Source organism: Paraburkholderia phytofirmans PsJN (assembly GCF_000020125.1).
GTDB lineage: Bacteria > Pseudomonadota > Gammaproteobacteria > Burkholderiales > Burkholderiaceae > Paraburkholderia > Paraburkholderia phytofirmans.
In genome coordinates this window covers 177,424-202,326 of sequence record NC_010676.1, presented here as the reverse complement: position 1 = coordinate 202,326, position 24,903 = coordinate 177,424, and the positions used below count along the sequence as shown (strand labels likewise).

General features: G+C 63.5%; 23 protein-coding genes. 13 read left to right on the top strand and 10 right to left on the bottom strand.

Annotated elements, in window-relative coordinates:
- Position 1: 1 nt before the first annotated feature.
- Complete coding sequence (locus tag BPHYT_RS20685; RefSeq protein ID WP_012426057.1) at positions 2-1,615, bottom strand: sugar ABC transporter ATP-binding protein; 1,614 nt, start codon at positions 1,613-1,615, stop codon at positions 2-4.
- A gap of 72 nt (positions 1,616-1,687) precedes the next feature.
- Positions 1,688-2,653, bottom strand: coding sequence for a sugar ABC transporter substrate-binding protein (locus BPHYT_RS20680; protein ID WP_012426056.1), 966 nt, complete (start codon positions 2,651-2,653; stop codon positions 1,688-1,690).
- Positions 2,654-2,844: 191 nt separating this feature from the next.
- Between BPHYT_RS20680 and BPHYT_RS20675 the strand changes: the two genes are divergently transcribed.
- The gene (locus BPHYT_RS20675) at positions 2,845-3,717 is read left to right on the top strand and encodes a LysR family transcriptional regulator (RefSeq protein ID WP_012426055.1); all 873 of its coding nucleotides are present in this window, start codon (positions 2,845-2,847) and stop codon (positions 3,715-3,717) included.
- 30 nt (positions 3,718-3,747) lie between these two features.
- Here the strand turns inward: BPHYT_RS20675 and BPHYT_RS20670 are convergent, their stop codons facing one another.
- On the bottom strand, positions 3,748-4,665 hold the full coding sequence (locus BPHYT_RS20670) for a nitrilase-related carbon-nitrogen hydrolase (protein ID WP_012426054.1): 918 nt from the start codon (positions 4,663-4,665) through the stop codon (positions 3,748-3,750).
- Between the two features lie 131 nt (positions 4,666-4,796).
- Between BPHYT_RS20670 and BPHYT_RS20665 the strand changes: the two genes are divergently transcribed.
- The 4 genes from BPHYT_RS20665 to BPHYT_RS20650 all read left to right on the top strand — a co-directional run bounded on the left by BPHYT_RS20665 (position 4,797) and on the right by BPHYT_RS20650 (position 7,922).
- Complete coding sequence (locus tag BPHYT_RS20665) at positions 4,797-5,696, top strand: LysR family transcriptional regulator (protein ID WP_012426053.1); 900 nt, start codon at positions 4,797-4,799, stop codon at positions 5,694-5,696.
- Positions 5,697-6,025: 329 nt separating this feature from the next.
- Positions 6,026-6,850, top strand: coding sequence for an isocitrate lyase/PEP mutase family protein (locus BPHYT_RS20660; protein ID WP_012426052.1), 825 nt, complete (start codon positions 6,026-6,028; stop codon positions 6,848-6,850).
- Between the two features lie 171 nt (positions 6,851-7,021).
- A complete protein-coding gene (locus BPHYT_RS20655) occupies positions 7,022-7,465 on the top strand; it encodes a hypothetical protein (RefSeq protein ID WP_012426051.1) in 444 nt (147 codons plus the stop codon).
- A gap of 73 nt (positions 7,466-7,538) precedes the next feature.
- Positions 7,539-7,922, top strand: a complete 384-nt coding sequence (locus BPHYT_RS20650) for a hypothetical protein (RefSeq protein WP_041759455.1) — start codon at positions 7,539-7,541, stop codon at positions 7,920-7,922.
- Between the two features lie 26 nt (positions 7,923-7,948).
- Here the strand turns inward: BPHYT_RS20650 and BPHYT_RS20645 are convergent, their stop codons facing one another.
- The 3 genes from BPHYT_RS20645 to BPHYT_RS20635 are packed head-to-tail and all read right to left on the bottom strand — an operon-like array spanning position 7,949 to position 14,217.
- Positions 7,949-9,367, bottom strand: coding sequence for an efflux transporter outer membrane subunit (locus BPHYT_RS20645; RefSeq protein ID WP_012426049.1), 1,419 nt, complete (start codon positions 9,365-9,367; stop codon positions 7,949-7,951).
- Complete coding sequence (locus BPHYT_RS20640) at positions 9,364-12,531, bottom strand: efflux RND transporter permease subunit (protein WP_012426048.1); 3,168 nt, start codon at positions 12,529-12,531, stop codon at positions 9,364-9,366. The genes BPHYT_RS20645 and BPHYT_RS20640 overlap by 4 nt, the downstream gene beginning before the upstream one ends.
- 3 nt (positions 12,532-12,534) lie before the next feature.
- Positions 12,535-14,217, bottom strand: coding sequence for an efflux RND transporter periplasmic adaptor subunit (locus BPHYT_RS20635; RefSeq protein WP_012426047.1), 1,683 nt, complete (start codon positions 14,215-14,217; stop codon positions 12,535-12,537).
- A 625-nt stretch (positions 14,218-14,842) separates the two neighbouring features.
- Here BPHYT_RS20635 and BPHYT_RS20630 point away from each other — a divergent pair.
- The 3 genes from BPHYT_RS20630 to BPHYT_RS20620 all read left to right on the top strand — a co-directional run bounded on the left by BPHYT_RS20630 (position 14,843) and on the right by BPHYT_RS20620 (position 17,232).
- Positions 14,843-16,006, top strand: coding sequence for a patatin-like phospholipase family protein (locus BPHYT_RS20630; protein ID WP_012426046.1), 1,164 nt, complete (start codon positions 14,843-14,845; stop codon positions 16,004-16,006).
- A 218-nt stretch (positions 16,007-16,224) separates the two neighbouring features.
- Positions 16,225-16,935: an SDR family NAD(P)-dependent oxidoreductase gene (locus BPHYT_RS20625; protein WP_012426045.1), complete on the top strand. Its 711-nt coding sequence runs from the start codon at positions 16,225-16,227 to the stop codon at positions 16,933-16,935.
- A gap of 60 nt (positions 16,936-16,995) precedes the next feature.
- Positions 16,996-17,232: a tautomerase family protein gene (locus BPHYT_RS20620; RefSeq protein WP_012426044.1), complete on the top strand. Its 237-nt coding sequence runs from the start codon at positions 16,996-16,998 to the stop codon at positions 17,230-17,232.
- Positions 17,233-17,272: 40 nt separating this feature from the next.
- On the opposite strand, the gene BPHYT_RS20615 is transcribed toward BPHYT_RS20620, so the two are convergent.
- Positions 17,273-18,373 (bottom strand): NAD(P)H-dependent flavin oxidoreductase, encoded by a 1,101-nt coding sequence (locus BPHYT_RS20615; RefSeq protein WP_012426043.1) that lies wholly within the window; start codon positions 18,371-18,373, stop codon positions 17,273-17,275.
- 165 nt (positions 18,374-18,538) lie between these two features.
- Between BPHYT_RS20615 and BPHYT_RS20610 the strand changes: the two genes are divergently transcribed.
- Complete coding sequence (locus tag BPHYT_RS20610; protein WP_012426042.1) at positions 18,539-19,450, top strand: LysR family transcriptional regulator; 912 nt, start codon at positions 18,539-18,541, stop codon at positions 19,448-19,450.
- A gap of 39 nt (positions 19,451-19,489) precedes the next feature.
- Here BPHYT_RS20610 and BPHYT_RS20605 read toward each other — a convergent pair whose 3' ends face one another.
- Positions 19,490-20,626 carry an FUSC family protein gene (locus BPHYT_RS20605; protein WP_012426041.1) on the bottom strand — a complete coding sequence of 379 codons (1,137 nt, stop codon included), beginning with the start codon at positions 20,624-20,626 and terminating at the stop codon, positions 19,490-19,492.
- Positions 20,627-20,905: 279 nt separating this feature from the next.
- On the opposite strand from BPHYT_RS20605, the gene BPHYT_RS20600 reads away from it, so the two are divergent.
- From BPHYT_RS20600 to msrA, 3 genes are all read left to right on the top strand, one after another.
- Entirely contained in the window at positions 20,906-21,331 is a 426-nt protein-coding gene (locus BPHYT_RS20600) for an Ohr family peroxiredoxin (RefSeq protein WP_012426040.1), read from the top strand.
- A gap of 85 nt (positions 21,332-21,416) precedes the next feature.
- Positions 21,417-21,689, top strand: a complete 273-nt coding sequence (locus tag BPHYT_RS20595; RefSeq protein ID WP_012426039.1) for a hypothetical protein — start codon at positions 21,417-21,419, stop codon at positions 21,687-21,689.
- A gap of 162 nt (positions 21,690-21,851) precedes the next feature.
- Positions 21,852-22,358 carry a peptide-methionine (S)-S-oxide reductase MsrA gene (gene msrA, locus BPHYT_RS20590; RefSeq protein ID WP_012426038.1) on the top strand — a complete coding sequence of 169 codons (507 nt, stop codon included), beginning with the start codon at positions 21,852-21,854 and terminating at the stop codon, positions 22,356-22,358.
- A 132-nt stretch (positions 22,359-22,490) separates the two neighbouring features.
- On the opposite strand, the gene BPHYT_RS20585 is transcribed toward msrA, so the two are convergent.
- Positions 22,491-22,952, bottom strand: coding sequence for a MarR family winged helix-turn-helix transcriptional regulator (locus tag BPHYT_RS20585; RefSeq protein ID WP_012426037.1), 462 nt, complete (start codon positions 22,950-22,952; stop codon positions 22,491-22,493).
- A 229-nt stretch (positions 22,953-23,181) separates the two neighbouring features.
- On the opposite strand from BPHYT_RS20585, the gene BPHYT_RS20580 reads away from it, so the two are divergent.
- The gene (locus BPHYT_RS20580; RefSeq protein ID WP_012426036.1) at positions 23,182-24,408 is read left to right on the top strand and encodes an NAD(P)/FAD-dependent oxidoreductase; all 1,227 of its coding nucleotides are present in this window, start codon (positions 23,182-23,184) and stop codon (positions 24,406-24,408) included.
- 33 nt (positions 24,409-24,441) lie between these two features.
- Here BPHYT_RS20580 and BPHYT_RS20575 read toward each other — a convergent pair whose 3' ends face one another.
- The gene (locus BPHYT_RS20575; RefSeq protein WP_012426035.1) at positions 24,442-24,846 is read right to left on the bottom strand and encodes an ester cyclase; all 405 of its coding nucleotides are present in this window, start codon (positions 24,844-24,846) and stop codon (positions 24,442-24,444) included.
- Positions 24,847-24,903: the final 57 nt, after the last annotated feature.

The following is a 24,903-nucleotide window of genomic DNA, read 5'->3' as shown; positions in this document are numbered from 1 at the left end:
CTCAATACTCCACTAATTTACTTTCGCCGGGCGCTTTCGCGTCGGGTTCGATCGGCTCGTGCAGCATGTCGTCGCGTTTCGCATAGCCCGCGAATGCCGCCGCCAGCAGCGCGTCCTGAGTCCAGTTGCCGCGCTCGAACAGGCCCGTCATGCGTCCCGCCGACATCACCGCGATCCGGTCGCAAATCGCCATCAATTCGCGCAGGTCGCTCGATACCACCACCAGCGCGCGGCCTTCGCGAGCCAGCGCGCCCATCAACGCATAGATGTCGAACTTCGCGCCGACGTCGATACCGCGCGTCGGCTCATCGAACAGCAACACAGTGCAATCGCGCGCGAGCCACCGGCCGATCACCACCTTCTGCTGATTGCCGCCCGACAACTCGGACACCGGCTGCGCCGGCCCGGAACTGCGGATACGCATCGCGTCGATCTGCCGGCGCGCCAAAGACGCTTCACGACGGCCGTCCACCACGCCCTTGCTCGACACCGAACGCAAGTGGCCCAGCGAAATATTGGCGGCGATCGGCTGGGTCAGCAAAAGGCCCTCGCCTTTGCGATCTTCGGTGATCAGCGCGATGCCGTGCTTCACGGCGTCCGACGGCGACGCGATCGTCACGGGCTCGAGCGCGCCGCCTTCCCGCACGATCGACACAGTGCCCGCGTCCGCGCGGTCCGCGCCGTAGATGAGCCGCATCAACTCCGTGCGCCCCGCACCGATCAGTCCGCTAATGCCGAAAATCTCGCCGGCCTTGACCTCGAAGGACACGTCGCGCACCACCGGCTCACGCGTCATGCCGCTGACCTTGAAGGTCATCTCGCCGATACGCCGTTCGCCGAGATCGATCCGGTCGCCGATATCGCGGCCTACCATCAGGGTCACGAGACGGTCGGTAGTGAGGTTGGCCATCTCGTCGACGTGCACGAGCCTGCCGTCACGCAACACGGCTGCGCGCCTCGCGATACGCTTCAACTCTTCCAAGCGGTGCGAGATGTACACCAGCGCGACGCCGCGCGCCTTCAGCCGCTCGACCTGCTCGAACAGCAGATCGACTTCGCGGGCGGTCAGCATCGCGGTGGGTTCGTCGAGAATCAGCACGCGGCAATCGCCGATCAGATTGCGTGCAATCTCGACCATCTGTTGATGCCCGATGCCGAGCGTGCCGACCAACGTATCGGGATCGATTGCGTCGAGGCCGACTTGCGCCATGGCGTGCCGCGCGTCCTCGCGCAGTTTGGCGCGGTCGATCCAGCCGAATATGCCGCGCTGCGGCAAACGGTTCAGAAAGAGGTTTTCCGCCACCGAGAGCGTGGGCAGCAGGTTCAACTCCTGCATGACCATGCGCACGCCGAGCGCCTCGGCGTCTTTGCGGCTGGCCGGCGTGTAGGCCGCGCCGGCGAGCGTCATCGAACCGGTAGTCGGCGTGACGAGACCGCCGATTATCTTGGACAACGTGCTCTTGCCCGCGCCGTTTTCGCCGGTCAGCGCCAGCACTTCGCCCGCGTGCAAGTCCAGCGAGACATCGGCGAGCACGGGCTCGGCATAGGTCTTGCCGATACCGTGCACGCGCAGCACCGGCGCGGCGTCGGCAAGAGATGAGATGGGAGTGGACATCAGATTGTTTCAGGCTGGACAGAAATCAGTCGGCGTGGCCCCTTGCGGAGCGGGCCACACCTTGCACCCGTCTTACTTGGTGACCAGATCGACCGGCGTTTCGACAACGCCGGACAATTCAGACTGCTTCTTGTGTTCGGAGAGCGCCTTCAAAGCCGTGTCGATGCCGAACACGGCCTGCTTGGCTGCGTATTGATTGGCGGTGGCGAGTACGCGGCCGTCCTTGAGCATCGGCTTGATCGCGTTGATGTCGTCGTAACCGACGATCTGCACCTTGCCTGCCTTGCCGGCCGCCCGCACGGCCGACACGGCGCCGATCGCCATATTGTCGTTGCCGCACAGTAAAGCCTTGACGTCCGGATTCGCGTTGAGGATCTGGCTCGCGACGGCGTTGCCCTTGTCGATTTCCCACTCGCCCGATTGCAGCGCGACGACCTTCATGCCGCCCGCCGCCATGGCCTGCTTGAAGCCGGCCGTGCGTTGCTGCGCGTTGGTCGTGGTCGTGACACCTTCGATAATGCCGACGTTGTCGCCCGATTTCAGGTGCTTGGCCAGGTAGTCACCGACCTTCTGCGCGCCCTTCGCGTTATCCGGCCCGACGAACGGGATGTTCAGGTCTTTCGACTTGAGGACGTCGTTATCCAGCTTGTTGTCGATATTGACCACGATGATGCCGGCATCGACCGCCTTCTTCAGGACCGGCACCAGCGCCTTCGAGTCAGCCGGCGCGATCACCAGCGCGTCGACCTTCGAGACGATCATCTGCTCGACGATGCGGATCTGGTTCGCGGTGTCCGTCTCGTCCTTGATGCCGTTGGTGACGAGATCGAACTTCGCCGGATTCTGCTTCTGATAATCCTTGGCGCCCGTTTCCATGGTCAGGAAGAACTCGTTTGCCAGCGACTTCATGACAAGCGCGACTTTCGGTTTATGGGCGGCCTGGGCGAAGGCTGCCGGCATCGGCAAAATCGACACAGCGAGGAAAGCTGCGCCGGCTGCGATGGCGCGACGGCGCGCCGGAAGGAAATGGCGAATCATTGATGTCTCCGTATTGCTCGTTCGGTCTACTGAGAGCCGTTGAGTCGTGTGATGGGCAGGAACGCCGCACTTGCCGCCACTGGCTGAACCATCAGGGTCGTCCCGTATGCTGGGCAAGCATGGCCAGATCCAATCCTATCTCCGCGAACTGCGTTATGCTATGCCAAATTTCAAAATCTATCGTTTCAAAAATGGAACACGTAGACTGGGACGACCTGCGGATTCTGGTGGCGATCGCCCGCGAGGGCACCATGCGATCGGCCGCCGCGGCATGTGACCTGAGCGCGCCGACCCTGTCGCGCCGCTTGACCGAACTCGAACGGCGGCTGGGCGAACCTTTGATCGACCGGGTACCGTCGGGCTGTAGCGTCACGGCGTTCGGCGCCAAGGTGCTGGCCTGGGCGGAGCAAATGGAAGACCTGGCGCACCAGATAGAACGCGCCGCGGACGTGAACGGCGGCGCGCCCGCGCATGGCACGGTGCGGATCAACGCCGTCGAATGGCCGTCGTACATTTTGCTGAAACTGCTCGGCTCCTTTCAGGACCGGCTGCCCGGACTCGCGATCGAAGTGCTGACTTCGCGGCGTCCCTATAGCCTTGCGCGGCGCGAGGCGGACATCGCACTGTGGTCCGAATGCCCGGAAGAGGGCGATCTGTACGTCCGGCGCATCGGCAAGATCCGCTTCGGGCTGTTCGGCTCGCGCGATTACTATCTGCGCCACAAGGCCGCGATCGTGAAGAAAGAGTGGGACAAGCTGTCGTTCGTCGGCTACGACGACCGTCAACCGGACCACCCGGCGACACAATGGCTGAAGGCGCTGCCCGGCGCTCCGGCGCCGTCGCTACGCAGCAGCTACGGCATGGGCGTGTTCGACGGCGTGCTGGGCGGCTCCGGGCTCGGCATACTCGCGCAGCTTGCCGGCGACACGACGAGCGATCTCGTCTGCGTGGAGAAGCACATCAAGGCGCTCGATCAGGACGTGTGGATGGTGCTGCATCCGGCCTTGCGCGACAGTGAGCGGATCCGGACCGTGGCGAACCTGATTGCCGAAATCTTCCGCTAAGGCCACCTTGACGAACGAACCGAACGAACGCTAGCGTATCGGCCGATTACGGCTAACCTGCGCAAAACTGAGCGCGATCGCGCCTCGCGAAGTGGCGCCGCGTGGCTCGAAATCCGCCGCTCGATGGTCGCCGGACCGGGTCAGTAAGCCGTAGAGTTCCGGGCGGCGCGCCGTCAGCCATTGCTGCCCTGCACTTCCGTCGATCAGGCCTCTGTCCAGATCGGCGGAAACGAGTGCGTCTCGCGCGCGGCTCGCAGCGAGTATGCGGCCGCAGGGATCGACGATCATCGCTGCCCCGCTCGACTGTCCTGATCCGCTTATCTCCACGCCATCGCTGAAGACGACGAACATGCCGTTGTCACCAGCTCGCGCCGACAGCAAACGAGGCAGCGATTGCCCTATCGAACCAGCTTGCGTTCGGCGATCGCCAGTCCGGTTCGCGCCGTCGCTGCGATGCGGCGCAATCAGCAGCGTCGCGCCCATGAGCGCAGTCATGCGCATGTTCTCGACCAGATAGTTGTCGCCGCCGATCAGGATGCCCACGCGCACGCCCCACGCCGTATCGAACACGGTGAACCGGTCGCCGCTGCTAATCCGCCGATGCCCGAACGCATGCAGCTTGCGGTGACAATGACGCATGCCGCCCGGCAGGCACACCACGTAGCTGTTGAACAGACGGTCATCGGCTGCGCGCTCCAGGAAGCCGACACCAGCAGCCACGCCGGAGCCTTCGACCGCATCGGCCACCGCGCGGATCGACGGTCCGTCGAGCGGCTCTGCAAGCGCATCGAGTTCGGCGCGATGAAGCTTCGCCATGCTTGCGTAGCCGCCGACACAGGTCTCCGGAAACACCACCAGCCCGACCTCTTTCTTAGCGGCAAGCGCCAGGCAATCCGCAATACGCGCGACGTTATGCGCCGCGTCGCCGGGACGTGAAACGAGCGACATAGCCGCAACGCGAAGCGACGGAACAGTGGAGGCGAACATCTTCACGACCGCATGAACAGAACGACACCATTGGACCGCTCCGCCAACCATAAGTAAAATGAAAAATTCTATCCATTCAATCACTTGCTGGAATGGAACTCAAACTCCTGCGCGCCTTTCTGACCGTCGCTGAACTCCGCCACTTCGGGCACGCCGCCGAAGCGCTTTATGTCAGCCAGCCCGCTCTGAGCAAGCAGATCGTGGCGTTGGAAGCGAGCCTTGGCGCGCGGCTGTTCGAGCGCGGACGGCACGGCGCGGAGCTGACCATCTTCGGCGAAGGATTTCTTGCCGACGCCGAGGCGCTGGTCCGCGACGCGGACAATATCCTCGCGCGTGCGCGCGAGGCGAGCAGCGGCACGCGTGGCTATCTGCGCGTCGGCCTCGGACTTTCGACGTTGACCGAAGCGCCGCAACTGATCGCCCAATTCCGCAAGCTCCATCCGAACGTCAGCGTGACACTCAACGATCTGTCTTCCGCGGAGCAGTCCCGGCGGCTTCTCGGCGGCAAGCTCGATGTCGGCTTCCTGCGCTTGCCCGCCGACGCCGGCCTGTCCACCTTGCCGATACTCGACGAGGCCCTGGCATTGGCGATACCGCAGTACGCACGCTGGAAACGCGTTCCGTCGAATCTGCAGGAATTGAACGAGCCCGGCTTCATCGCGCTGTCACGCGGACGCGGTCCCGGCCTCGCGGCACAAATCGATCACTGGTGCGGTGAGCATGGCTTCGTGCCCAAGGTAATCCAGCAAGCCGACGACATTCAATCGGTCCTTGCCGGCGTGGCGGCGGGCGTGGGCGCGGCGTTCCTGCCGTCACGCGCGCAATACCTGTTACGCGACGCGAGAGTGCTGCCGTTGCGCGATGCCGCCGCACGCTGGCGGGTGGCACTGGCGTGGCAGACCACGCGCGACGATCCCGTGGTGGCGAATTTCGTCGCGTTCGTTCGCGCGGCGAAGAAGTCCCTGCGTGCCGGTTCCGCTGCGCCGGGTTGATAGACAAGGTGTCGTCGGCCTCGCCTGCCTGGCGAAGCCTTCGCCGAGCGTCGCGTGCCCCGCAGTGTCAGGCTGCACGATTGCGTAGAAACGCGCGCTCTCCAGGCCGGCGAGCGGAGAAGCCCGTCCGAACATACGTATGTCGCACACAACAACAACGATTTCGCGGATGATGGAACCCGCCGCAACCGGCTCCATCAGATGCACTGCGTCTATCACGCCGGCGATCCGCGTCCAGCGGACACCGAAACCGACTTCCCGGTCGTGGACCTCGAGGTCGCATAACCAGCACGGGCGGCTCAGGCTCGTCCGTTTTCAGGAGATACGCCATGTCCCGCACCGTCGCCGAGAAGCGCGCCGCGTTCAAAGCCCTGCACACGTCCGGCTGTTTCATCCTGCCCAATCCGTGGGATGCCGGCAGCGCGCGCTATCTGCATACGCTCGGCTTCCAGGCGCTAGCCACGACCAGTTCCGGCTTTGCCTGGTCCACCGGACACGCCGACAACAGCTTGCCGCGCGACGCCATCCTCACGCACCTGCGCAAGATCGTCGAAGCGACCGACCTGCCCGTCAACGCGGACTTCGAGAACGGCTTCGGCAGCACGCCGAACGAGGTCGCGGAAAGTGTCAGGCTCGCCATCGAAACCGGCGTGGCCGGCCTGTCGATCGAGGACTCCACCGGCAACGCCGCCGCGCCGCTTTTCTCCATCGAAGTTGCCGTCGAGCGCATTAGCGCCGCGCGCCGCGCCATCGACGAAAACGGCGGCGATACGCTGCTGGTCGGCCGGGCGGAAAACTTCTTCGCCGGCTCGCCCGATCTCGACGACGCGATCGCGCGACTCAAGGCCTACTCGGAGGCGGGCGCCGACTGTCTGTACGCGCCAGGCATTCAGACGCGCGAACAGATCGAGGCGGTGGTCGCCGCCGTGGCGCCGAAGCCCGTCAATCTGCTGATCGGCTCGACCTCGCCGTTCACGCTGCAGGACGTGGCCGCGCTCGGCGTGCGGCGCATCAGCGTCGGCGGCGCGCTGGCCCGCGCGGCGTGGGGCGGTTTCATGCAGGCGGCGCAGTCACTCGCCCAAGGCCGCTTCGACGGGTTTGCCGGCGCCGCGCCGGGCTCGCTGCTCAACGAACTGTTCGAGAAGCGCGGGTGATTCGAGGTGCTGTGAGGTGGCCAAGGCGAGGGATCGACTGCGCCTCGGGTTGAACCGGGGTGCGGAACCGCCATCGTTCGCTGACGCACGTACGCAGTTCGCGTAGCCGTGAGAGACTGATGTCTAGCGTGCGTTCAGCCTACCGACGCCCGCAGTCCGGTCACGTCAGCCATGGAATCTCATCCTTTCAGAGTGCTTGCCGCACTCCTCGTTTCAAGCGCCGGCTTCTGCCCGGCGGTATCGCATGCCTACGCGCTCGACGCACAGTTCGACTGTCAGGCGCGTCCCCACACGTTCATCACCCAACTCATCGACGACAACTACATCGAGTCCAAGCCGATGCGGGTCGACAAGAACTCCGTCAACGCGTTTCGTCCCGTGCACGGCAGCGACATGACCGTGTTCGGCTTTCGCGTCTACGCGGTGCTCGGCTACGAGCCGGACGACGACATGTTCAAGAAGGGCCGCGGCCAGGCACTCGCGGGCCCGTTATATGGCGTCGTGCTGTCCGCGCCGAGCGAGTCGGTCGAAACGCGCGTGCGCGCGGCCGGAAGCACCGCCAAGGTGCACTCGGTCATTCCGTTGTTGCTGACCGCGCTGATCTGCACAGATTGACGGAGCTCGGCCGAGCGTCGTGGTGCTATGCTTTTCGCTCCTCATCGCCCACGTCGCCAAGGTCTTCACACCGATGCCCTCGTCCGTCCGCAACTCGCTTATCTGGATCTTCGACGCGTTCGAACGCGATCCGACTTTTATCAGCAAGCGGATGTTCGGCAGCGACGCCGCTTATATCGACGGGCTTTTGTGCCTGATTGCCGCGGACCGCGACAAGCCGTGGAATGGCCTGCTGGTGTGCACGTCGCACGAGCGCCACGCGGCGCTTATCCATGAGATGCCGGCTTTGCGGCCGCATCCAGTGCTCGGCAAGTGGCTCTACATCGCGCAAGACGATCCCGCGTTTGAAAGCGCGGCTGAGGAATTGACGGCGCTGGTGCTCGCCCGCGATCCGCGCATAGGCGTCGAGCCTAAACCGCGTGCACGCGGCAAGAAATCAAAGCTGCCGAAAGCGTAGCGCGTTGCACCGTTCAATTGAACGGCTCACCCGCGCGTTGGCGTCTGCGAGCCGCTGTCGACGTTCCAGCCATAGCCAAGCGCCTTGTACAACGCGACGATCTCGGCAAGCTGCTGGTCCTGCAATTGCGACTGCTGAAGCTGCGCATTGAACAGACTGCGCTCGGCGTCGAGCACTTCCAGGTAGCTCGTATAGCCGCCTTCGTATAAATCGCGCGCGAGCGAAGCATATTGCGCAAGCGCCTCGACCTGGCGATTGGTCGCCTGCAACTGGTCACGCACGCGCGCCACGCCGACCAAGGCGTTCTCCACATCGGCAAAAGCGGACTGGATAGCCTGCTCGTAGCTGAACAGCGCCTCTTGCTGCTGCGCCTCGGCGGTGCGCACCGATCCTGTGATCGCGCCGCCGGTGAAGATCGGCTGCGAGATCGCGCCCGCAAACGACCAGATGCGCGCCGGCCCCGTCCACAGTCCGGAGAGCGCCGTGCTCGCCGCGCCGAACATGCCCGTCAGCGAAATGCTCGGGAAGTACTGCGCGCGCGCCGCGCCAATCGACGCGTTCGCGGAGACCAAAGCCTGTTCGGCTTGCAAGATATCGGGCCGTCGTTCAAGCAGCGACGACGGCAGGCCCGCCGGGATCGCGGGCGCGCTGAGTTGCGTCAACGGCTTGCCGCGCGGGATCGGTCCGGGGTTGTCGCCGAGCAGCAGCGACAACGCGTTTTCCTGTTGCGCGATCTGCTGCTGGAATGCGTACACGGATGCTTGCGCCGACTCGTATTCGGACTTCGCCTGACTCACCTGAAGTTGCGACACGACTCCGCCGGTGAAGCGCTCCTGAAACAGCGAGAGCGCATCAGCACGGCTGGCGAGCGTCGACTTCGCGATTTCCAGCCGCTGGTCGAGATCGCGCAGCAACAGATACGAGGTCGCCACACTGGAGATCAACGCGATACGGGTCGCCTGCTGCGCGGCCTGAGTGCCGAGATAATCGGCGCGCGCGGCTTCGGTCAGGCGCCGCAGGCGGCCGAACAGATCGATTTCCCACGACGCCATCACGTCCAGTTGCACCTGATTGCCGACCGCCGGCGCGAAGCCCGGCGCGGGCACGCTGCGGCCGCGCCCGCCGCCGAAGTTCGCACCGACTTGTGGGAAGAGCCCGGCACGCGTGGTCATCAGGCGTCCGTAGAATTCGTCGACGCGCGCGGCCGCGATGGCGAGGTCCTTGTTCTGATCGAGCGCCCGTTGGATCAGGCCATCGAGCACTGGATCGTTGAACTGGCTCCACCATTGCACGGCGCCCTGATCGACCACTTCGGCGTCCGGTGACGCATAGCGGAACGACGACGGTGTGTCGACAGCAGGCCGGTGATAGTCGGGGCCGACCGTGCAGCCCGCGAACCAGCAGGCGCAAACAGCGGCCAATAAGCGGCATCGAGGGAATCTCATGTCCCTCCCTCCCGCGGCCCCGGCGACACCGGCGGTCCGGCATCGGGCGCCGGCGCCTTCTTGCCGCGCGACGACAATGTTTCGAGTCCCCAGAAGAACATCGGAATGAAGAACAGCGCGATGACCGTCGCACCGAGCATGCCGAAGATCACACCGGTGCCGAGCGAGCGGCGGCTCGCAGCCGACGCGCCGCTCGCGATCGCCAGCGGCACGCAACCGAGAATGAACGCCAGCGATGTCATGATGATCGGCCGCAGCCGCAGCTTCGCGGCTTTGAGCGCGGCGTCGTAGGGGGACAGCGCTTCCTTCTCGCGCATCTCGACGGCGAACTCGAAGATCAGAATCGCGTTCTTCGCCGCGAGCGCGATCAGCACGGTCAGGCCGATCTGGAAGTACACGTCGTCTTCCATGCCGCGCAACAGAATGCCGATGAGCGCGCCGAATATCGCGAACGGCACCGCCAGTAGCACGCCGATCGGCAACGACCACTTTTCGTATTGGGCCGCGAGGATCAGGAACACCATCAGCAAGGCAAAACCGAATACGAGAATCGCGGTCGAGCCGGCCTGCTTTTCTTCGTAGGCCTGGCCGCTCCATGCATAGCTATAACCTTCGCCGAGCACCTCGTGCGCGATCTGCTCCATCGCGGCGATGGATTCTCCCGAACTGTGTCCCGGCGCGGCATCGCCGGTGATTTTCGCGGCGGGAAAATTGTTGAAGCGCGTGACGATGTCGGCGCCCGGCACGAAACGGACGGTCGTGACGGCCTTGATCGGCACCATGTCGCCGCTGCGGTTGCGCACGTAGAGTTGCTGGATGTCGTCGGGCTGTGTGCGGTATTGCGGCTCGGCTTGCACGATCACCTGAAAGAGCCGGCTGCTCTTCGGGAATTGACTCACATACGAGGAGCCGAACATGGTCTGCAACGCGGCGTAAATGTCCTGAATCGGCACACCGAGCGATTCCGCGCGCTCGCGGTCGACCTCGACGAGCAACTGCCGCGAGTTCGTATTGATGGTCGAGTTGACGCCACGCAACGCCGGGTTCTGACGCGCCTTCGCAATGAACGCGCGCACCTTCTCTTCAAGGTTCTGATAGCTGCCGTCGCCGGTGCTTTGCAGCCAGAACTCGAAGCCGCCGGTCGTGCCGAGCCCGGGAATGGACGGCGGATTCAGCGGCACTACCACGCCGTCCGTGTAGCCGGAAAACGCCTTGTTCGCATCGCGGATCAGGTCTTGCGCGGTGCCGTTCTCGCCACGATCCTTGAAGCCTTTGAGCGTGATGAACAGCGTGCCCGCGTTCGACTTGTACTGCGAGTCGATCAGGCTGTAGCCGATCGGCGCGGCGACCGATTTGACAGCAGGCTGCTTAGCGAACCATTGTTCCGCGCGTTGCGAGAGGTTGCCGGTGCGGTCGAGGCTCGCCGCATCGGGCAGCACCACCGCGCCGAGCAGATAGCCCTGATCTTCGGTGGGCAGGAACGACGAGGGAATGTGTTTGAACAGCCCCGCGGTCGCCGCCACCATCGCCACAATCAGCAGGATCGACAACGCGACGCGGCGTATCGCGAGTTGCACCGCGCGTCCATAGCCTTGCGTCAGGCGGTCGAAACGCTTGTTGAACCAGAGAAAGAAGCGGTTCTTCTTGTGCGTGCCGGGCTTGAGCAGAATCGCGGCAAGCGCCGGCGACAGCGTCAACGCAACAATGCCTGAGATCACGACCGAGACGGCGATCGTCACCGCGAACTGTTTGTACAACTGCCCCGTGATGCCGGACAGAAACGCCACCGGAATAAATACCGCGAGCAGCACGAGCACGATCGCGATGACCGGCCCGGTCACTTCGTCCATTGCGTGTTTGGCGGCCTCTTTCGGCGGCAGACCGAACTCGGTCATATTGCGCTCGACATTCTCGATCACCACGATCGCATCGTCCACAACGATGCCGATGGCCAGCACCATGCCGAACAAGGTCAGCATGTTGACCGAAAAGCCGAACACCAGCATGCCGATGAACGCGCCGAGAATCGACACGGGCACGGCGAGAAGCGGTACGAGCGTCGCGCGAAAGCTCTGCAGGAAAATGAACACGACGAGAATCACGAGGATCACCGCGTCGCGCAACGTGTGAATGACTTCACCGATCGATTCCTGCACGAACTCCGTCGTATCCAGCGCGACTTCATATTTCAGGCCGGGAGGAAAGGCCTTTTGCAGCTGCTCGAGCGTGGCATGCACCTGCTTGGCGACTTGCAGCGCGTTGGCGCCCGGCTGCTGATACACGGCGATCAGCGTCGCGGTTTTGCCGTTGTAGCGCCCGCGCAGCGAATAATCTTTCGCGCCCAGTTCCGCGTGGCCGATATCCTTGATGCGGATGGTCGACGCGTCGCCCGAACCGGCGCGCAAGATGATGTTGTCGAAATCGGCAGGCTTGGTCATGCGGCCTTTGGTCGCCACCGGAAAGGTCTGCTGGACCGGCGCGTTGGTGGGCGACTGGCCGAGGCGGCCCGCGGAAAATTGCTGGTTCTGGTTGCTGATCGCCTGCTGCACATCGGCGACGGTGATGGAGAGTTTCGCCATGCGGTCGGGCTTGATCCAGATACGCATGGCGTAGTCGGCCGAACCGAAAATCGATGCCTGGTTCGCGCCCGGAATGCGCTTTAACGCGTCGAGCACATAGACGTTCGCGTAGTTCGCGACGTACGACTGATCGAACGCGTTGTCCGGCGAGTAGATCGCGATCACCATCATGAACGCCGACGAGCGCTTCTGCACCGACACGCCTTGCGCCGTTACCGAATCGGGCAGCGTGGGCAGCGCCAGATTCACGCGGTTCTGCACATCCACCTGCGCCAGCGACGGATCCGTGCCGATGTTGAAGTATGCCGTCAGCGTCATATTGCCGGTCGACGAGCTGGACGAGTTCATGTACATCATGTTGTCCGCGCCGTTTACCTGCTGCTCGAGCGGCGCCGCGACATTCTGCGCGACAACCTCCGCGCTTGCGCCCGGATAGGTCGCGCTCACGGTGATGGTCGGCGGCGCGATATCGGGGAACTGCGCGATCGGCAGGTTGAACATCGCGACGGTGCCGGCCACCACGAGGATGATCGACAGCACCGACGCGAAGATCGGCCGGTCGATAAAAAAGTGGGCGAACTTCATCGATCAGCCCCCCGTCGACGGCGCGAGGGTGACATCGACACGGCGCGACTTGTCGGGCGCGTCGCTTGCCACGATGCGCGCGGGACGGCGCATATCGATACGCGCGACGTCGACACCCGCGACGATCAGCGCTGAACGGACTGTCGCGGCGCGCGCGGCGGCGAGTTTGACGTTGGCTTCATAGGAGCCGCTGGAATCGGTGTAGCCGGAAATCACGGCGCGCGAACCGGGCGCGGCGAGCAAGCGACGCGCGACGCCCGCGAGCGCGTCGGCCGACTGCGAATCGAGACTCGCGCTGCCGAGCGCGAAGAACACCGCGGTTTGTCCAGCCGGGAGTGCCGACGGGTTGGTCGCGTTCGCCGATGTGCCCTTTGGATTTGCCTGAGCGGCTGCGTTGGCTGATGCGCCTGCGGCGCCATTCACCGTGCCAGACGCGGCACTTGCGTCGGTTTGACCCGCGACGCTCGCCGCATTGCTACTAGTGCCACCGCCACCACCACCAGCCGGCCCCGCTCCTCCACCTGACAACGCGGCAATATTCACGCTGGCGGCCGGCATCGGCACGACATGCGCATTCACCGCCGCACCGGGCATCAACCGCAACGTGTTATCGATCACCACGCGATCGCCCACGCGCAGACCCGAATTGACCACCCAGTCGTTGCCGTTCCACTCGCCCGTTTCGATCGCACGTTGCTGGGCTTTGTTGTCCTTGTCGACGGTCCACACATATTCGCCGCGAGGTCCCTGCAAGATCGCGCCTTGCGGTACGGCGACCGCCGCGCTCCGCTCGGCGCCCAGCAGCTTGATGCGCACGAACTGGCCGGGCCGCAGCGCGCCGTCCGGATTGGGCACGGCCGCGCGAATCAGATACGTGCCGGTCTCGGAACTCAGCGACGCGTCCCTGAACGCGATATGGCCGCGTTGCGGATAGATGCTGCCGTCCGCGAGCACGATGACCGCTTCGAGATCGTCGATCTGCGGCAGCTTCAGCGTGCCGTTCGCGGTCTGCGTGCGCAGTTGCAGCATTTCGTTCTCGGACAACGAGAAGTTGATCCACATGGGATCGAGCTTCGCGACATACGTGAGCAGGCTATTGGTCGAATCGATGTAAGAGCCATCCTGCTTCTTCGCGAAGCTCGACAGCCCGGTGACCGGCGCCGTGATGGTCGTGTAGCCGAGATTCAGGTTCGCGCTCGTGACGTTCGCGCGGGCCTGTTCGAGCGCCGCCGCCGCTGCCTGCTGCTGGCCAATCGAATCGTCGAGGTCTTTCTGGCTCAGCGCGTTCTTCGCGACGAGCGGACGCACGCGATTGAGATTCGCCTGCGCGGTGTCGAGACGGGCTTTCTGCTGCGCGAACTCCGCGCGCGCGGCGTCGAGACTCGCCTGGAAGGGTTTACGATCCATCACGAACATCACGTCGCCCTGATGGACCATCGAGCCTTCCTGATAGACGCGCTTCTCGAGAAAGCCGTTCACGCGCGCGCGTATTTCGACCTGCTGCGAGCTTTCCGTCTGGCCGACGTAATCGAACACGACCGGCACGTCGCGTAATGCAATGTCGACCACGCCGACATTGACCGGCGGCCGCGCGGCCGCGGGCGCCTCTTTTTCATGACACCCGCTCAGCGTCGCGAAGGCTGTCAGTACGAGGCAAGCGGCAAAGACGTGCGTCCGTCGTATCATCTTGATCTCCGTCGGCAAATCTCCGCGGCGGTATGGCGCGGGCGTCGAGACGCAACCGGCTGCACCGGAGACTCGCAGCTTCGGTGCGGGTCCGGCAACACCCGGCAACACGATTGAAACTGCGCTAATGCGTCAGCTTCGCGCCCGGATGCGCATGCTCTCGAAGGCAGGTTCGTTTGCTGATCAATTGCTGCGTTGTTGCGTTATCTACGCTACGCGAGGCAAAAAGGAAGTGGACGGCCACCAGCCGCCTGGTCGGTGCGATGCTAATGAATGCATCAAGACTCGCTCGCCAACCGTTGCATACGTGCTCCTTTTTCTTCTAGCGGTATGTCAATACGATGTCTGACACCGTGCAGAAGTGTCAAAAGGCAATGGCCAGTTGCCGCGAAACGCTTTTAATCTGTTTGCTGAGGAAGTGTAGCATCGCTAATCAAAAAAACAACACGCGATCAGTGTTCGATAATCGGACCATAGCCAATTCGCATTTAGACGTTATGCAGCGTCAACGCGCCTGGTTTCGACATTATGGAAACGTTGACTAAATTCACCACTGCGCGTGATGGCGTGAATCCATACCGTGGCAGAATCGGCGACACCGCAATGTGGGTCCGGGAGGTTTGTCATGAGCAACGAAACGCACGTCGAACATCAGACCGGCGCAAGTGACACTCCGCATTCGCCGCCGGACATTCCCGGCCAGATCGTGCTGGTCTTTCAGGGCGGCGGCGCCCTCGGTGCTTACCAGGCCGGGGTGTATCAGGCGCTTCACGACGGCAAAGTCGAGCCTCATTGGGTCATCGGCACCTCGATCGGCGCGATAAACGGCGCGATCATCGCCGGCAATCTGCCTGAGAATCGTATGGCGCGTCTGACCCGGTTCTGGAACGGCGTGGCACGCCAGGGCATGGAAGCGGCAAACTGGCTGCCGGGACTCGCAAACTGGCTGCGCGATTTTGTCACGGTCACTCAAGGCGTGCCGTCGTTTTTCACACCGCAGTTGCAGTCGTGGGCGGGCCTTCAGGCACGCGTTCGTTCCGATCAGGCAGCTTTCTATTCGACCGGACCGCTGCGCGAAACCCTGGCTTCGCTAGTGGATTTCGACTACCTGAACCAGAAGACGACTCGGCTGACCGTCGGCACGGTCAATGTCCGCAGTGGACGCATGCGCTACTTCACGAATCGCGATGCGTTGCTGGACGTCGAACACGTGATGGCTTCCGCCGCTTTTCCGCCCGGCTTCCCGGCGGTGCAACTGGAAGGCGAATCGTACTGGGACGGCGGCATCTATTCGAATACGCCGCTCGAAGCCGTGCTCGACGACCGCCCGCGGCGCGACTCGGTGATCTTCTCGGTGCAGTTGTGGCCTTCGAGCGGTCCTGAGCCCGAGTCGATCTTGCAGGTCATGAGCCGGCAACGCGACATTCAGTACTCGAGCCGCGCGGAGAGTCATCTCGATCGACAGAAGCAGATTCACCGCTTGCGTCACGTGATCCGCGAACTGGGCCAGCATCTGCCCGAAGCGGCACGCAATGATCCGCAGGTGCGCGAACTGCTCGGCTGGGGCTGCGGCACGACGATGCGCGTGCTGGAACTCGACGCACCGGCATTCGATAACGACGATCTGAACCGGGACATCGATTTCTCTTCGGCCGGCATCGAACGGCGCTGGCTTGCGGGTTACGAAGACACGGTCCGCTTGCTGAAGCGCGCGCCGTGGCGAGAAACACTGGACCCGATGGAAGGCCTCTCGGTCTTTCGCATGGCCTCGGCGGAAAGCCAGCAATAAATCGCGTCAACGCCGCAAATAACGACTCGCGACCTCGGCCGTCGCGTAGGCCGTGCGCGCCTGCTCCCTCACCGCAAAACCATTTGTACCTGGCAGGCAAGACTGTTTGTCCATGGCGGGTGTTCGAGATCGGCGCGGATGCGCCTAGATTTCATACCCATCGGAGCCACCGGCCCGATCAGCATTTGATCCCAAGTTACTTATCTGGAGATTCAGCCATGAGCACATCACAAAAAGTCGTTGTCGTTACGGGCGCATCGCAAGGCATCGGCGCCGAACTGGTCAACGCGTTTCGCAAGCTCGACTACCGCGTCGTCGCAACCGCACGTTCGGTCAAGCCCTCGGAAGATCCGAACATCCTGACTGTGGCAGGCGATATCGGCGAACCGGCCACCGCGCAGCGCGTGATTCGTGAAGCCATCGCCCGTTTTGGCCGCATCGACACGCTCGTCAACAACGCCGGCATCTTCGTTGCCAAGCCCTTCACCAGCTATACGGCCGAAGACTACGCGAAGGTCACCGCGGTGAACCTCAACGGCTTCTTCTTCATCACGCAGCTGGCCATCGCCGAAATGGAAAAGCACGGCAGCGGCCACGTGGTCAGCATTTCGACGAGTCTCGTCGACCACGCCATCGACGGCGTGCCCTCGGTGCTGGCCTCGCTGACCAAGGGCGGCCTGAACGCGGCCACGAAGTCCCTCGCGATCGAATACGCGAAGAAGGGCATCCGCGCGAACGCCGTCGCGCCGGGCATCATCAAGTCGCCGATGCACGCTGAAGAAACCCATGCGGCGCTCGGCGCATTGCATCCGGTCGGGCACATGGGCGAAATGAGCGATATCGTGAACGCTGTGCTGTTCCTGGACTCGGCGCCGTTCGTGACGGGCGAAATCCTGCACGTCGACGGCGGCCAGAGCGCAGGCCACTGATCGCGCGAGGGCGCCGCTGACCGGCGCCCTTCACGCCAACCGAGCATTATGGAGAACGCCATGCCTATCGTCACAATTCAGGTGACCCGCGAAGGTTCCAAACCCGGCACCAATGCCGTCACGGCCGACGAAAAAGCCAGGCTGATCGCAGGCGTCAGCCAGGTGCTGCTGGACGTGCTGAACAAGCCGCTCGCGGCGACCTTCGTGGTTATCGAAGAAGTGGATATGGAGAACTGGGGCTGGGGCGGGTTGCCGGTCGAGGCCTATCGCAAGCAGCTCGCCCAGAAGCCGGGTTGAGCGTCGCAACGGGAGCGCTCAACCCGCTGTGCTGTTAGTTTCAGTTCGCGAACTGCCGCAGTTGCTCGATGCTCTGCTTCAGTTCGCGCTCCAGCTGGGCCACCAGTTCCGCCGCTGGCAACGACCTTGCCAGCGCGGCGGCCTGGCCTGCCCAATGCGCGCCGTAGCCGAACTCACCTTTCGCCTTGGCTGCCGCGTTCAGCGCCTTACCGGCATCGTAGGCAATGGGATAGGTGGCCGGCTCGGGTGAACGCGGGTCGGCGCCGAGCGCCGTGAAACTGTTCGCCATGCTTCTCGCCAGCCGCCCGGAGATCGCCGCCGTGAAAGTCGTGCGGCGCGCCGCCTCGCCAAGCAACGCGCGACGATAACCCTCGTCGATCGAAGTCTCCGTGCACGCCACAAAGGCCGTGCCAAGCTGCGCGGCCTGAGCGCCAAGTGCGAGCGCCGCGGCAATGCCCGCGCCGTCCATGATCCCGCCGGCGGCGATTACCGGCAGCCGGCATTCCTTGGCGAGCAAACGTGTCAGGGCGAACGTGCCCAACCGGTCGTCGAATGCATCCGGGTCGAAGACACCGCGATGCCCGCCGGCCTCGATACCTTGCGCCACGATCGCATCCACGCCCGCCGCTTCGACTTGCGCCGCTTCCTGCAGATTTGTCGCACTGGCGAGCAGCCTGATGCCTGCCTTCTTCAGTTCGGCGATGACATCCGCCGACGGCAAGCCGAAGTGAAAGCTGACGATCGCCGGCTTCTCCTCCAGAAAAACTGCCAGCATGGCGGGGTCCGCGAGGAAGCTCGTGTAGATATCCGAGAGCTTCGCCGGCGGCGTTGCCCCATACTTTTCGAAATGCGGCGCAAGCCAGCTCAACCATTGCTGCTCGACCGCGGCGTCCGCTTGGGCAGGCCGATGGCAGAACACGTTGATGTTGAACGGCTTGTCCGTCAGCGCGCGCGTCTCCCTGATCACCTTGCGCGCGCCGTCGGCATTCATCGCTCCGACGCCCAACGAGCCGAGCCCGCCTGCATTGCAAACAGCCGCGGCCAGTGCGGGCGTCGAGACACCTGCCATTGGCGCCTGAATGATCGGTTTGTCGATGCCCAGCAAGGGCAGCAAGGCACGCTTGCCTGTCTGATCGGTCATGTCGCTTCCTCATCGAGTCTCACTACAATATAGTCCTGATATTCCGTACGAACCCTTGTTCCGCGCCGAACGCGGCGAGCCGCCGCCGCGTTCACGTGGCGGCCGTTCCGGGCGGCTTTCCGCCTTGAAGCCAGACCTCGCTATCAGGCACCTCGCCGAGAGACCATGCAGCGTCAATTTGAAGATGTCCTTCTGGGCAGTATCGAACTATTCTGCCTGGCGGCCGAACTGGAGAGTTTCACCGAGGCCGCGAACGCCGCGAGCGTCACACCGGCCGCCGTTAGCCGTACGGTCGCGCGTCTGGAGGAGCGCCTCGGCGTGCGATTGTTTGTGCGGACCACCCGGCAGATCCGGTTGACCGACGCGGGACGGCGCTACTTCGAACAATGTCGTCTCGCGCTGGCCCAGCTCGCTGAAGCCGAGCGCGAAGCGACCGGACAGCAAACCGCGCCGACCGGCGTGCTGCGCATCAGCATGCCCACGCCGTATGGACACTACCGCGTGCTGCCCCTGCTGGCCGAGTTTCGCCAACGCTATCCGGGCGTGACCGTCGAAACGCATCTCAGCAATCGCAACATCGACTTTGGCGAAGAAGGCTTCGACCTGGCCATTCGCGGCGCGGCGCCCGGCGACTCCGGGCTGATCGCGCGCACGATCGAGGACGCGGAACTGGTGGTCGTCGCTTCGCCGGCTTATCTGCGCGGCGCAGCCAAACTGAAAACGCCCGACGACCTGGTCCATCACGACTGTGTCCAGTACGCGCTGCCGAGCACCGGCCGCAATCTTCCGTGGCTGTTCAAAGTCGAAGACGAGGTTGTCGAGACGATGACGAGCGGCGGTTACACGTCGTCGGGCGACGTGCTTGCCGGGGCAACGCTCGCGCGCCACGGGGCGGGTATTTTTCAGACCTATCGGTTCATCGTCGAGAAAGACATCGCGGCGGGAACGCTCAAGGAATTGCTCATTCCCTATGGCGGTTGTTCGCGGCCGTTCGTGCTGCTTTATCCGCATGCGCGGCATCTCTCGTCGCGCGTGCGCAGTTTCGTCGACTTCCTGATGGAAAAGCTGGGATCGTAGGCTGGTGGATGATCGCGCGACGCTCGCCAAGAGGACCCGTCACACGCGCAGCGGAAAGATGAATTTCGCCGCCAGCAGTCCAACCACTCCGCCAAGCAGCGTCTCCCACGCGCGAGCGCCAAGAAACGAAATGGAATGCACGCCGCCGATCGCCAGCGTCACGATCAAGGTGACGGCGAACGCCCCGCAAGCGATGTCGTAGCGCTCTGGCAAAGCCATCGCGTAGATGATCATGGCGGCCGCGACGGCGGCCCAGGCGAGCAGCGGCACGTGTTCGACGAGCGGCAGGCAGGCCAGACCCAGCGGCACGCCGACCAGGGTGCCGATGATCCGCCTGCGCACTCGTTCTGCCGTGCCGCTCGCCGAGCCCGCCACCACGTAGGTGCTTGCCGTGATCGCCCAGGCGGATTCCTTGAGGCCGATCGTCTCGTTCAACACGACCACGACCAGCGCGCCGCTCGCCGCCTGCAGGCCCATGATGAGTTCGGCCGAAAGTTTCCAGCGATCCGGCATGTCGACGGGCGAAAGCACCGTCAGGGCCGGACGCTCCGCCGGACCGCTGAGCAGACGCGGAACAATGGACGCAAGCATGGCGATCAGTCCCGCCACCAAGACGGCCGGCATGTCGACAGGCGTCAGGTGAATGTTGTAAGCCAGCAATTGGCCGATGAATATCTGCGAGCCCATTCCCGCGCCCAGAATGCCGAAGCGCTTCAGGTAGCCGACGAGAAACGCGCCGGTGACGAGCGTCAGTTCGGGGCCCGCCGCGCCGAGGGTCTGCAGGATCGGGGCGAACGCGATGAACATGGCCGCGCCAAGCACGGCGGCGGCACACAGGAATGCCAGGTCGCGACTGGATTCGGGCCGGGAGACACGCGCTTCCGAGACGCTGGCCCACAGCGCGAAATTGCCGGCCAGCGAACCGACCAGCGTCGCACCGGGCAAACCGTGGGTGACGTCCTGCAAGGTTCCGAGCGCGGCGGCGATCCCGTACGCGGTGACGAGCCGCAGTCCCTTGATCCGGCGATGCGTGCCGGGATCGAGCTGCTCCAGCCATGTCGCCGCCGACCGTATGACGCCACGTCCGCCCTCGCCGGCCGCCTCACCGCGAATGCCGTCGCTCGCCGCGCGGTTTTGCGCGTCGGCGTCGATCTTTCTGTCGTCCTCCGGGATCATCTTTCGCTTCACGGCGTAGTGCGCGTCGGATTGAGGTAACTCGTAGTCTAGTCAATCGCAGCGGCGCGGACCGGCCGGAAATCGTCGTCAGAGGCTGCCGCGGTGAGGCAAGCGCGCCCGAGGCCGGCAACCGCGTGCCGCTCCGAACAGATTAAATCGCATGCGATTTAATCTTATGCGCTTGACAAGGCAAAACTTCTCCTCCATTATTCGACGCATGCGATTACATCGCATACGATTTAAAGCAACTTCACCGTTCTGACCATCAAGGAATTCATCATGACCAAGATCGAAAAAGTCCTGCTCACCGGCAAAACCCACACGACGTTCAGCGGCCGCGGCGGCCGCGTCGACCTCAATCTGTCGGCGGGCAAAGGCGCCGGCGCGGACATCACGTTCCCGGCTGTAGAGGCTCATCCGACCGCGGAGCAGTTGTTCGCCGGCGCCTGGTCGGCCTGTTACATCTCGGCGATCGGCCTGGTGGCTCAGGCGAAGAAAGTGACGCTGCCGTCCGATCTGTCCGTGGATATCGAGGTGGACCTGGGCATGACCGGCGACGCCTACTTGCTCCAGGCCCGCTTCAACGTCAGCGTGCCGGGCGTGGCGCGCGAAGTCGCCGAGGCCATCGCGCATGAAGCACACCAGATCTGCCCGTATTCGAAAGCCACGCGCGGGAACATCGACGTGGTAGTCAACGTCGCCTGATTTTTCGATCACCGAACCGGCACTTGTGGGTGCGATCCGGCAAGGCTCGCACCCCTCATCGAACATTTTTTAGCGGAGTTTCACCATGAAAACCAAATTCGTTGCTGCACTGCTCCTCGCACTGTCCGCTTCCGCCGCCGCGCCCGCGTTCGCCAGCGGCTATGGTCCGGCTCCCTTCTACCGGCCTTCGGTCGGTGCCCCGGCGTCGCAACGCGGCCAGAGCGCGCAAACCGTCGCCGCGAGCAACGACGACGCAGGCGCCGCGCAAGCGGCGTATGGCGGTGTCGTCTCGGGTCAGTCGGAATCCGCGAGCCGGGTTGCCCTCGCGCCCCGCGACAATCTTTACGCCCGTCATTGAGGCACGCGCCGGTCGCGGCAAGATCCCGGCCGGCTACGCATGCCAATGGCGGCATGATGGGTTTTGCCTGCCGGTCGGCTAGCCGAGCCGATCTCTGGCATGCTTGCGGGATCGCATCCGATAGACGGCGAGCCAACCACTGACGAAAAGGATTGGATTGACATGACGACGCAAACCGAAACCGCCATCCTGGCCGGCGGCTGCTTCTGGGGCATGCAAGACCTGCTGCGGCGTTACCCCGGCGTGCTATCCACGCGCGTGGGCTACACCGGCGGCGACGTGCCCAACGCCACTTACCGCAACCACGGCACGCATGCCGAGGCGCTCGAGATCGTGTTCGACCCAAGCCAGATCAGCTATCGCAAGATCCTCGAGTTTTTCTTCCAGATTCACGATCCAACGACGAAGAACCGCCAGGGCAACGATACCGGCATGAGCTACCGCTCGGCCATCTTCTATCTCGACGATGAGCAGAAGCGAGTGGCCGAGAACACCATCGCCGACGTCGAGGCTTCCGATCTCTGGCCCGGCAAGGTGGTCACCGAAGTCGCTCCGGCCGGCCCGTTCTGGGAGGCTGAGCCGGAACATCAGGACTATCTGGAGCGCATTCCCAACGGCTACACGTGCCATTTCGTCCGTCCGAACTGGAAGCTGCCGGAGCGCGGCTGACGGTTAAATTGAGCGCTAACGGTCGAGCATTACCGTGGCGCAATAAACGAAGAAGCCCGCGGACGACGTCCGCAGGCTTCTTCGTTTTGCAAGCCGCCTGACGATGCGCTCATGGATCGAGCGATCCGCCGCTCATCCCCCGTTCTGCACCGCTTTGACGAGATTGTTGCGCAGCGTCACGATTGCCTTCTGCACTTTCGAGAACTCATCCGGCGCAAGGCCGGTTGCCTCGACAAGGTCCATGTTCAGACCTTTTTCGCGCAGGCGCCGGCCGCTTTTCGTGAGACCCACCCGCACCTGACGCTCGTCTTCCGGGTCCCGCTGTCTTTCGACATAACCTGCCGCCTCCAGCTTCTTCAGGATCGGCGTGAGCGTGTTGGACTCGAGGAACAGCTTCTCGCCCAGACTGCTGACAGTCTGGTTGTCCTCCTCCCACAGCGCAATGATCGTGATGTATTGCGTGTAGGTCAGCCCCAGCTCTTCGAGAATCGGCTTGTAGGCCTTGCCGAATGCCAGGTTCGCGGAATAGACCGCAAAGCACAGAAAGTCAGAAAGCTTTACATCCGTGGAAGCGGGTTGGTCGGTCGATTTCATCTTCGTCCTCGTTGGGTAGAGGCTCACGCCTCGCTAACGGCATTATACATCGCATGCGATTAAATCGCGGTCGCTAAAATTGGCGAGCATGGCGGAGGAGCACTGACGATCGGCTTCAGCGTCCGCTTTGGCGCGAGTAAGCTACCAGCGCGGGCCATCATGCCCTTGAAAACGGCCGCCGCTGCGCCGACGCCTGAAGGTCCACACAGCATTCCCATAGGAGAACGTCTTGAAGCGGATCGTGGTGATCGGCGCAGGCTTCGCCGGACTGTGGAGCGCGATAGGCGCGGCGCGCAAACTCGATGAACTGCGCGTGCCCGCCGATCAGGTGGAAATGGTCGTAGTCAACGGCACGCCATATCACAGCATCCGCGTGCGGAACTACGAACAGAATCTGGACGAGACGCGCGTGCCGCTCGCCGATGTTCTCGGGCCGATCGGTGTGCGGCTTGTCGAAGGCGAAGTATCCGGCATCGATTCGGCGAACGGTCGCATCGCCGTTCAGACCCAAGGGCCGACGCAGACGCTCCCCTACGACCGGCTCGTTATCGCGGCAGGCAGCCAACTCGTCCACCCCGACATTCCCGGCTTGACCGAGCACGCGTTCGACGTCGACACCTTCTCAGGCGCAGCGAAACTCGCGACGCACTTGCGCGGCTTGCCGTCGCTTGCGAATGCGGCGAGTCCGTTTACCGCCGTCGTAGTCGGGGCCGGCTTGACGGGCATCGAACTGGCTGCCGAATTGCCGGCGCGATTGCGCGGCATCGCGGGCGACGCGCATCGAGATGCCGTGCATGTGGTGCTGGCCGATCGCTCGGCGAAGATCGGCCAGGCGATGGGCGGCGCGCAGCCTGTCATCGAGCGCGCCATGGACGCTCTCGGCGTCGAGATGCTTGCCGGCGTATCCCTGCAGTCGGTGGACGCCGACGGCGTCGAACTCACGAATGGCAGGCGCATCGATGCGGCCACGGTGATCTGGTGCGGCGGCATGCGCGCGAACGCGTTGACCGCGCAAATCCCCGTGACACTCGATCCTTTTGGACGCCTTCCGGTAGATGCCTTCATGCGCGTGGAAAACGTCCCGCATGTATTCGCTGCGGGTGACTGCGCGCGCGTGTTGATCGACGGCGCGCGGCCATCGGTCATGTCATGCCAGCACAGCCGGCCGATGGGACGCTACGCCGGTCACAATGTCGTCTGCGATCTGCTCGGCGGCGAGATGCTGCCGCTTCATATCGACTGGTACACGACCATTCTCGATCTCGGTCCCTGGGGCGCCGTGTACACAGAGGGCTGGGACCGGCATCTCGTGTCCGAAGGCGACGCCGCGAAAGCGACCAAGCAGACTATCAACTGCATACGTATCTATCCACCGCGCACGCGCCTTCGGGACGACATCCTGCAAGCTGCCGCGCCTGTCGTGCAGACACCGCCGCCAACCGCCGCGGCTCGTTGAACCTGCGGAGCCGCAAAACTGACGGCTCAATGTTCAAGCGGCGCCCGGGGATTCGAGCTGCGCTTCGATGGCCGCCTTATCGATCACCGACCACACCTGCTCGATCTTTCCATTGCGGAATTGATAGAACACGTTCTCCGTGAAGGAAACGCGCTTGCCGTTGACGGCGAGGCCGAGAAATGTGCCCACTGGCGTACACACGAAGCCGAGCCGGCTGGCTATATAAGGCGGATCCGAAATCAACAACTGGATGTTGAAATAAAGGTCCGGAATTTCACGGAAGTCTCTCTCCAGCATCTCGCGGTAGCCCGATAAACCGATGCGCTGACCGTTGTAGTGCACGTCGTCGTCAACGTATTGCCCGAGGTTCGGCCAGTCCTGTTTGTTCAGGCAGCCGATGTAATCCCGGTAGAGTTTGTAGAGGTCAGGCGTGTCCACGGCAATGCTCCGTCCTTGTACAAGGTCCGTGCTGCGAGGCAGGAAGAATTGAAATTC

Excerpts from the sequence above, each read along its gene's own strand:
- BPHYT_RS20635 (WP_012426047.1), bottom strand. The coding sequence starts at position 14,217 with ATGATACGACGGACGCACGTCTTTGCCGCTTGCCTCGTACTGACAGCC.
- BPHYT_RS20605 (WP_012426041.1), bottom strand. The coding sequence starts at position 20,626 with ATGATCCCGGAGGACGACAGAAAGATCGACGCCGACGCGCAAAACCGC.
- BPHYT_RS20585 (WP_012426037.1), bottom strand. The coding sequence starts at position 22,952 with ATGAAATCGACCGACCAACCCGCTTCCACGGATGTAAAGCTTTCTGAC.
- BPHYT_RS20620 (WP_012426044.1), top strand. The coding sequence starts at position 16,996 with ATGCCTATCGTCACAATTCAGGTGACCCGCGAAGGTTCCAAACCCGGC.
- BPHYT_RS20655 (WP_012426051.1), top strand. The coding sequence starts at position 7,022 with ATGGAATCTCATCCTTTCAGAGTGCTTGCCGCACTCCTCGTTTCAAGC.
- BPHYT_RS20625 (WP_012426045.1), top strand. The coding sequence starts at position 16,225 with ATGAGCACATCACAAAAAGTCGTTGTCGTTACGGGCGCATCGCAAGGC.
- BPHYT_RS20665 (WP_012426053.1), top strand. The coding sequence starts at position 4,797 with ATGGAACTCAAACTCCTGCGCGCCTTTCTGACCGTCGCTGAACTCCGC.
- BPHYT_RS20595 (WP_012426039.1), top strand. The coding sequence starts at position 21,417 with ATGAAAACCAAATTCGTTGCTGCACTGCTCCTCGCACTGTCCGCTTCC.
- BPHYT_RS20670 (WP_012426054.1), bottom strand. The coding sequence starts at position 4,665 with ATGTCGCTCGTTTCACGTCCCGGCGACGCGGCGCATAACGTCGCGCGT.
- msrA (WP_012426038.1), top strand. The coding sequence starts at position 21,852 with ATGACGACGCAAACCGAAACCGCCATCCTGGCCGGCGGCTGCTTCTGG.
- BPHYT_RS20680 (WP_012426056.1), bottom strand. The coding sequence starts at position 2,653 with ATGATTCGCCATTTCCTTCCGGCGCGCCGTCGCGCCATCGCAGCCGGC.
- BPHYT_RS20615 (WP_012426043.1), bottom strand. The coding sequence starts at position 18,373 with ATGACCGATCAGACAGGCAAGCGTGCCTTGCTGCCCTTGCTGGGCATC.
- BPHYT_RS20610 (WP_012426042.1), top strand. The coding sequence starts at position 18,539 with ATGCAGCGTCAATTTGAAGATGTCCTTCTGGGCAGTATCGAACTATTC.
- BPHYT_RS20640 (WP_012426048.1), bottom strand. The coding sequence starts at position 12,531 with ATGAAGTTCGCCCACTTTTTTATCGACCGGCCGATCTTCGCGTCGGTG.
- BPHYT_RS20600 (WP_012426040.1), top strand. The coding sequence starts at position 20,906 with ATGACCAAGATCGAAAAAGTCCTGCTCACCGGCAAAACCCACACGACG.
- BPHYT_RS20650 (WP_041759455.1), top strand. The coding sequence starts at position 7,539 with ATGCCCTCGTCCGTCCGCAACTCGCTTATCTGGATCTTCGACGCGTTC.
- BPHYT_RS20685 (WP_012426057.1), bottom strand. The coding sequence starts at position 1,615 with ATGTCCACTCCCATCTCATCTCTTGCCGACGCCGCGCCGGTGCTGCGC.
- BPHYT_RS20660 (WP_012426052.1), top strand. The coding sequence starts at position 6,026 with ATGTCCCGCACCGTCGCCGAGAAGCGCGCCGCGTTCAAAGCCCTGCAC.
- BPHYT_RS20675 (WP_012426055.1), top strand. The coding sequence starts at position 2,845 with ATGGAACACGTAGACTGGGACGACCTGCGGATTCTGGTGGCGATCGCC.
- BPHYT_RS20645 (WP_012426049.1), bottom strand. The coding sequence starts at position 9,367 with ATGAGATTCCCTCGATGCCGCTTATTGGCCGCTGTTTGCGCCTGCTGG.
- BPHYT_RS20630 (WP_012426046.1), top strand. The coding sequence starts at position 14,843 with ATGAGCAACGAAACGCACGTCGAACATCAGACCGGCGCAAGTGACACT.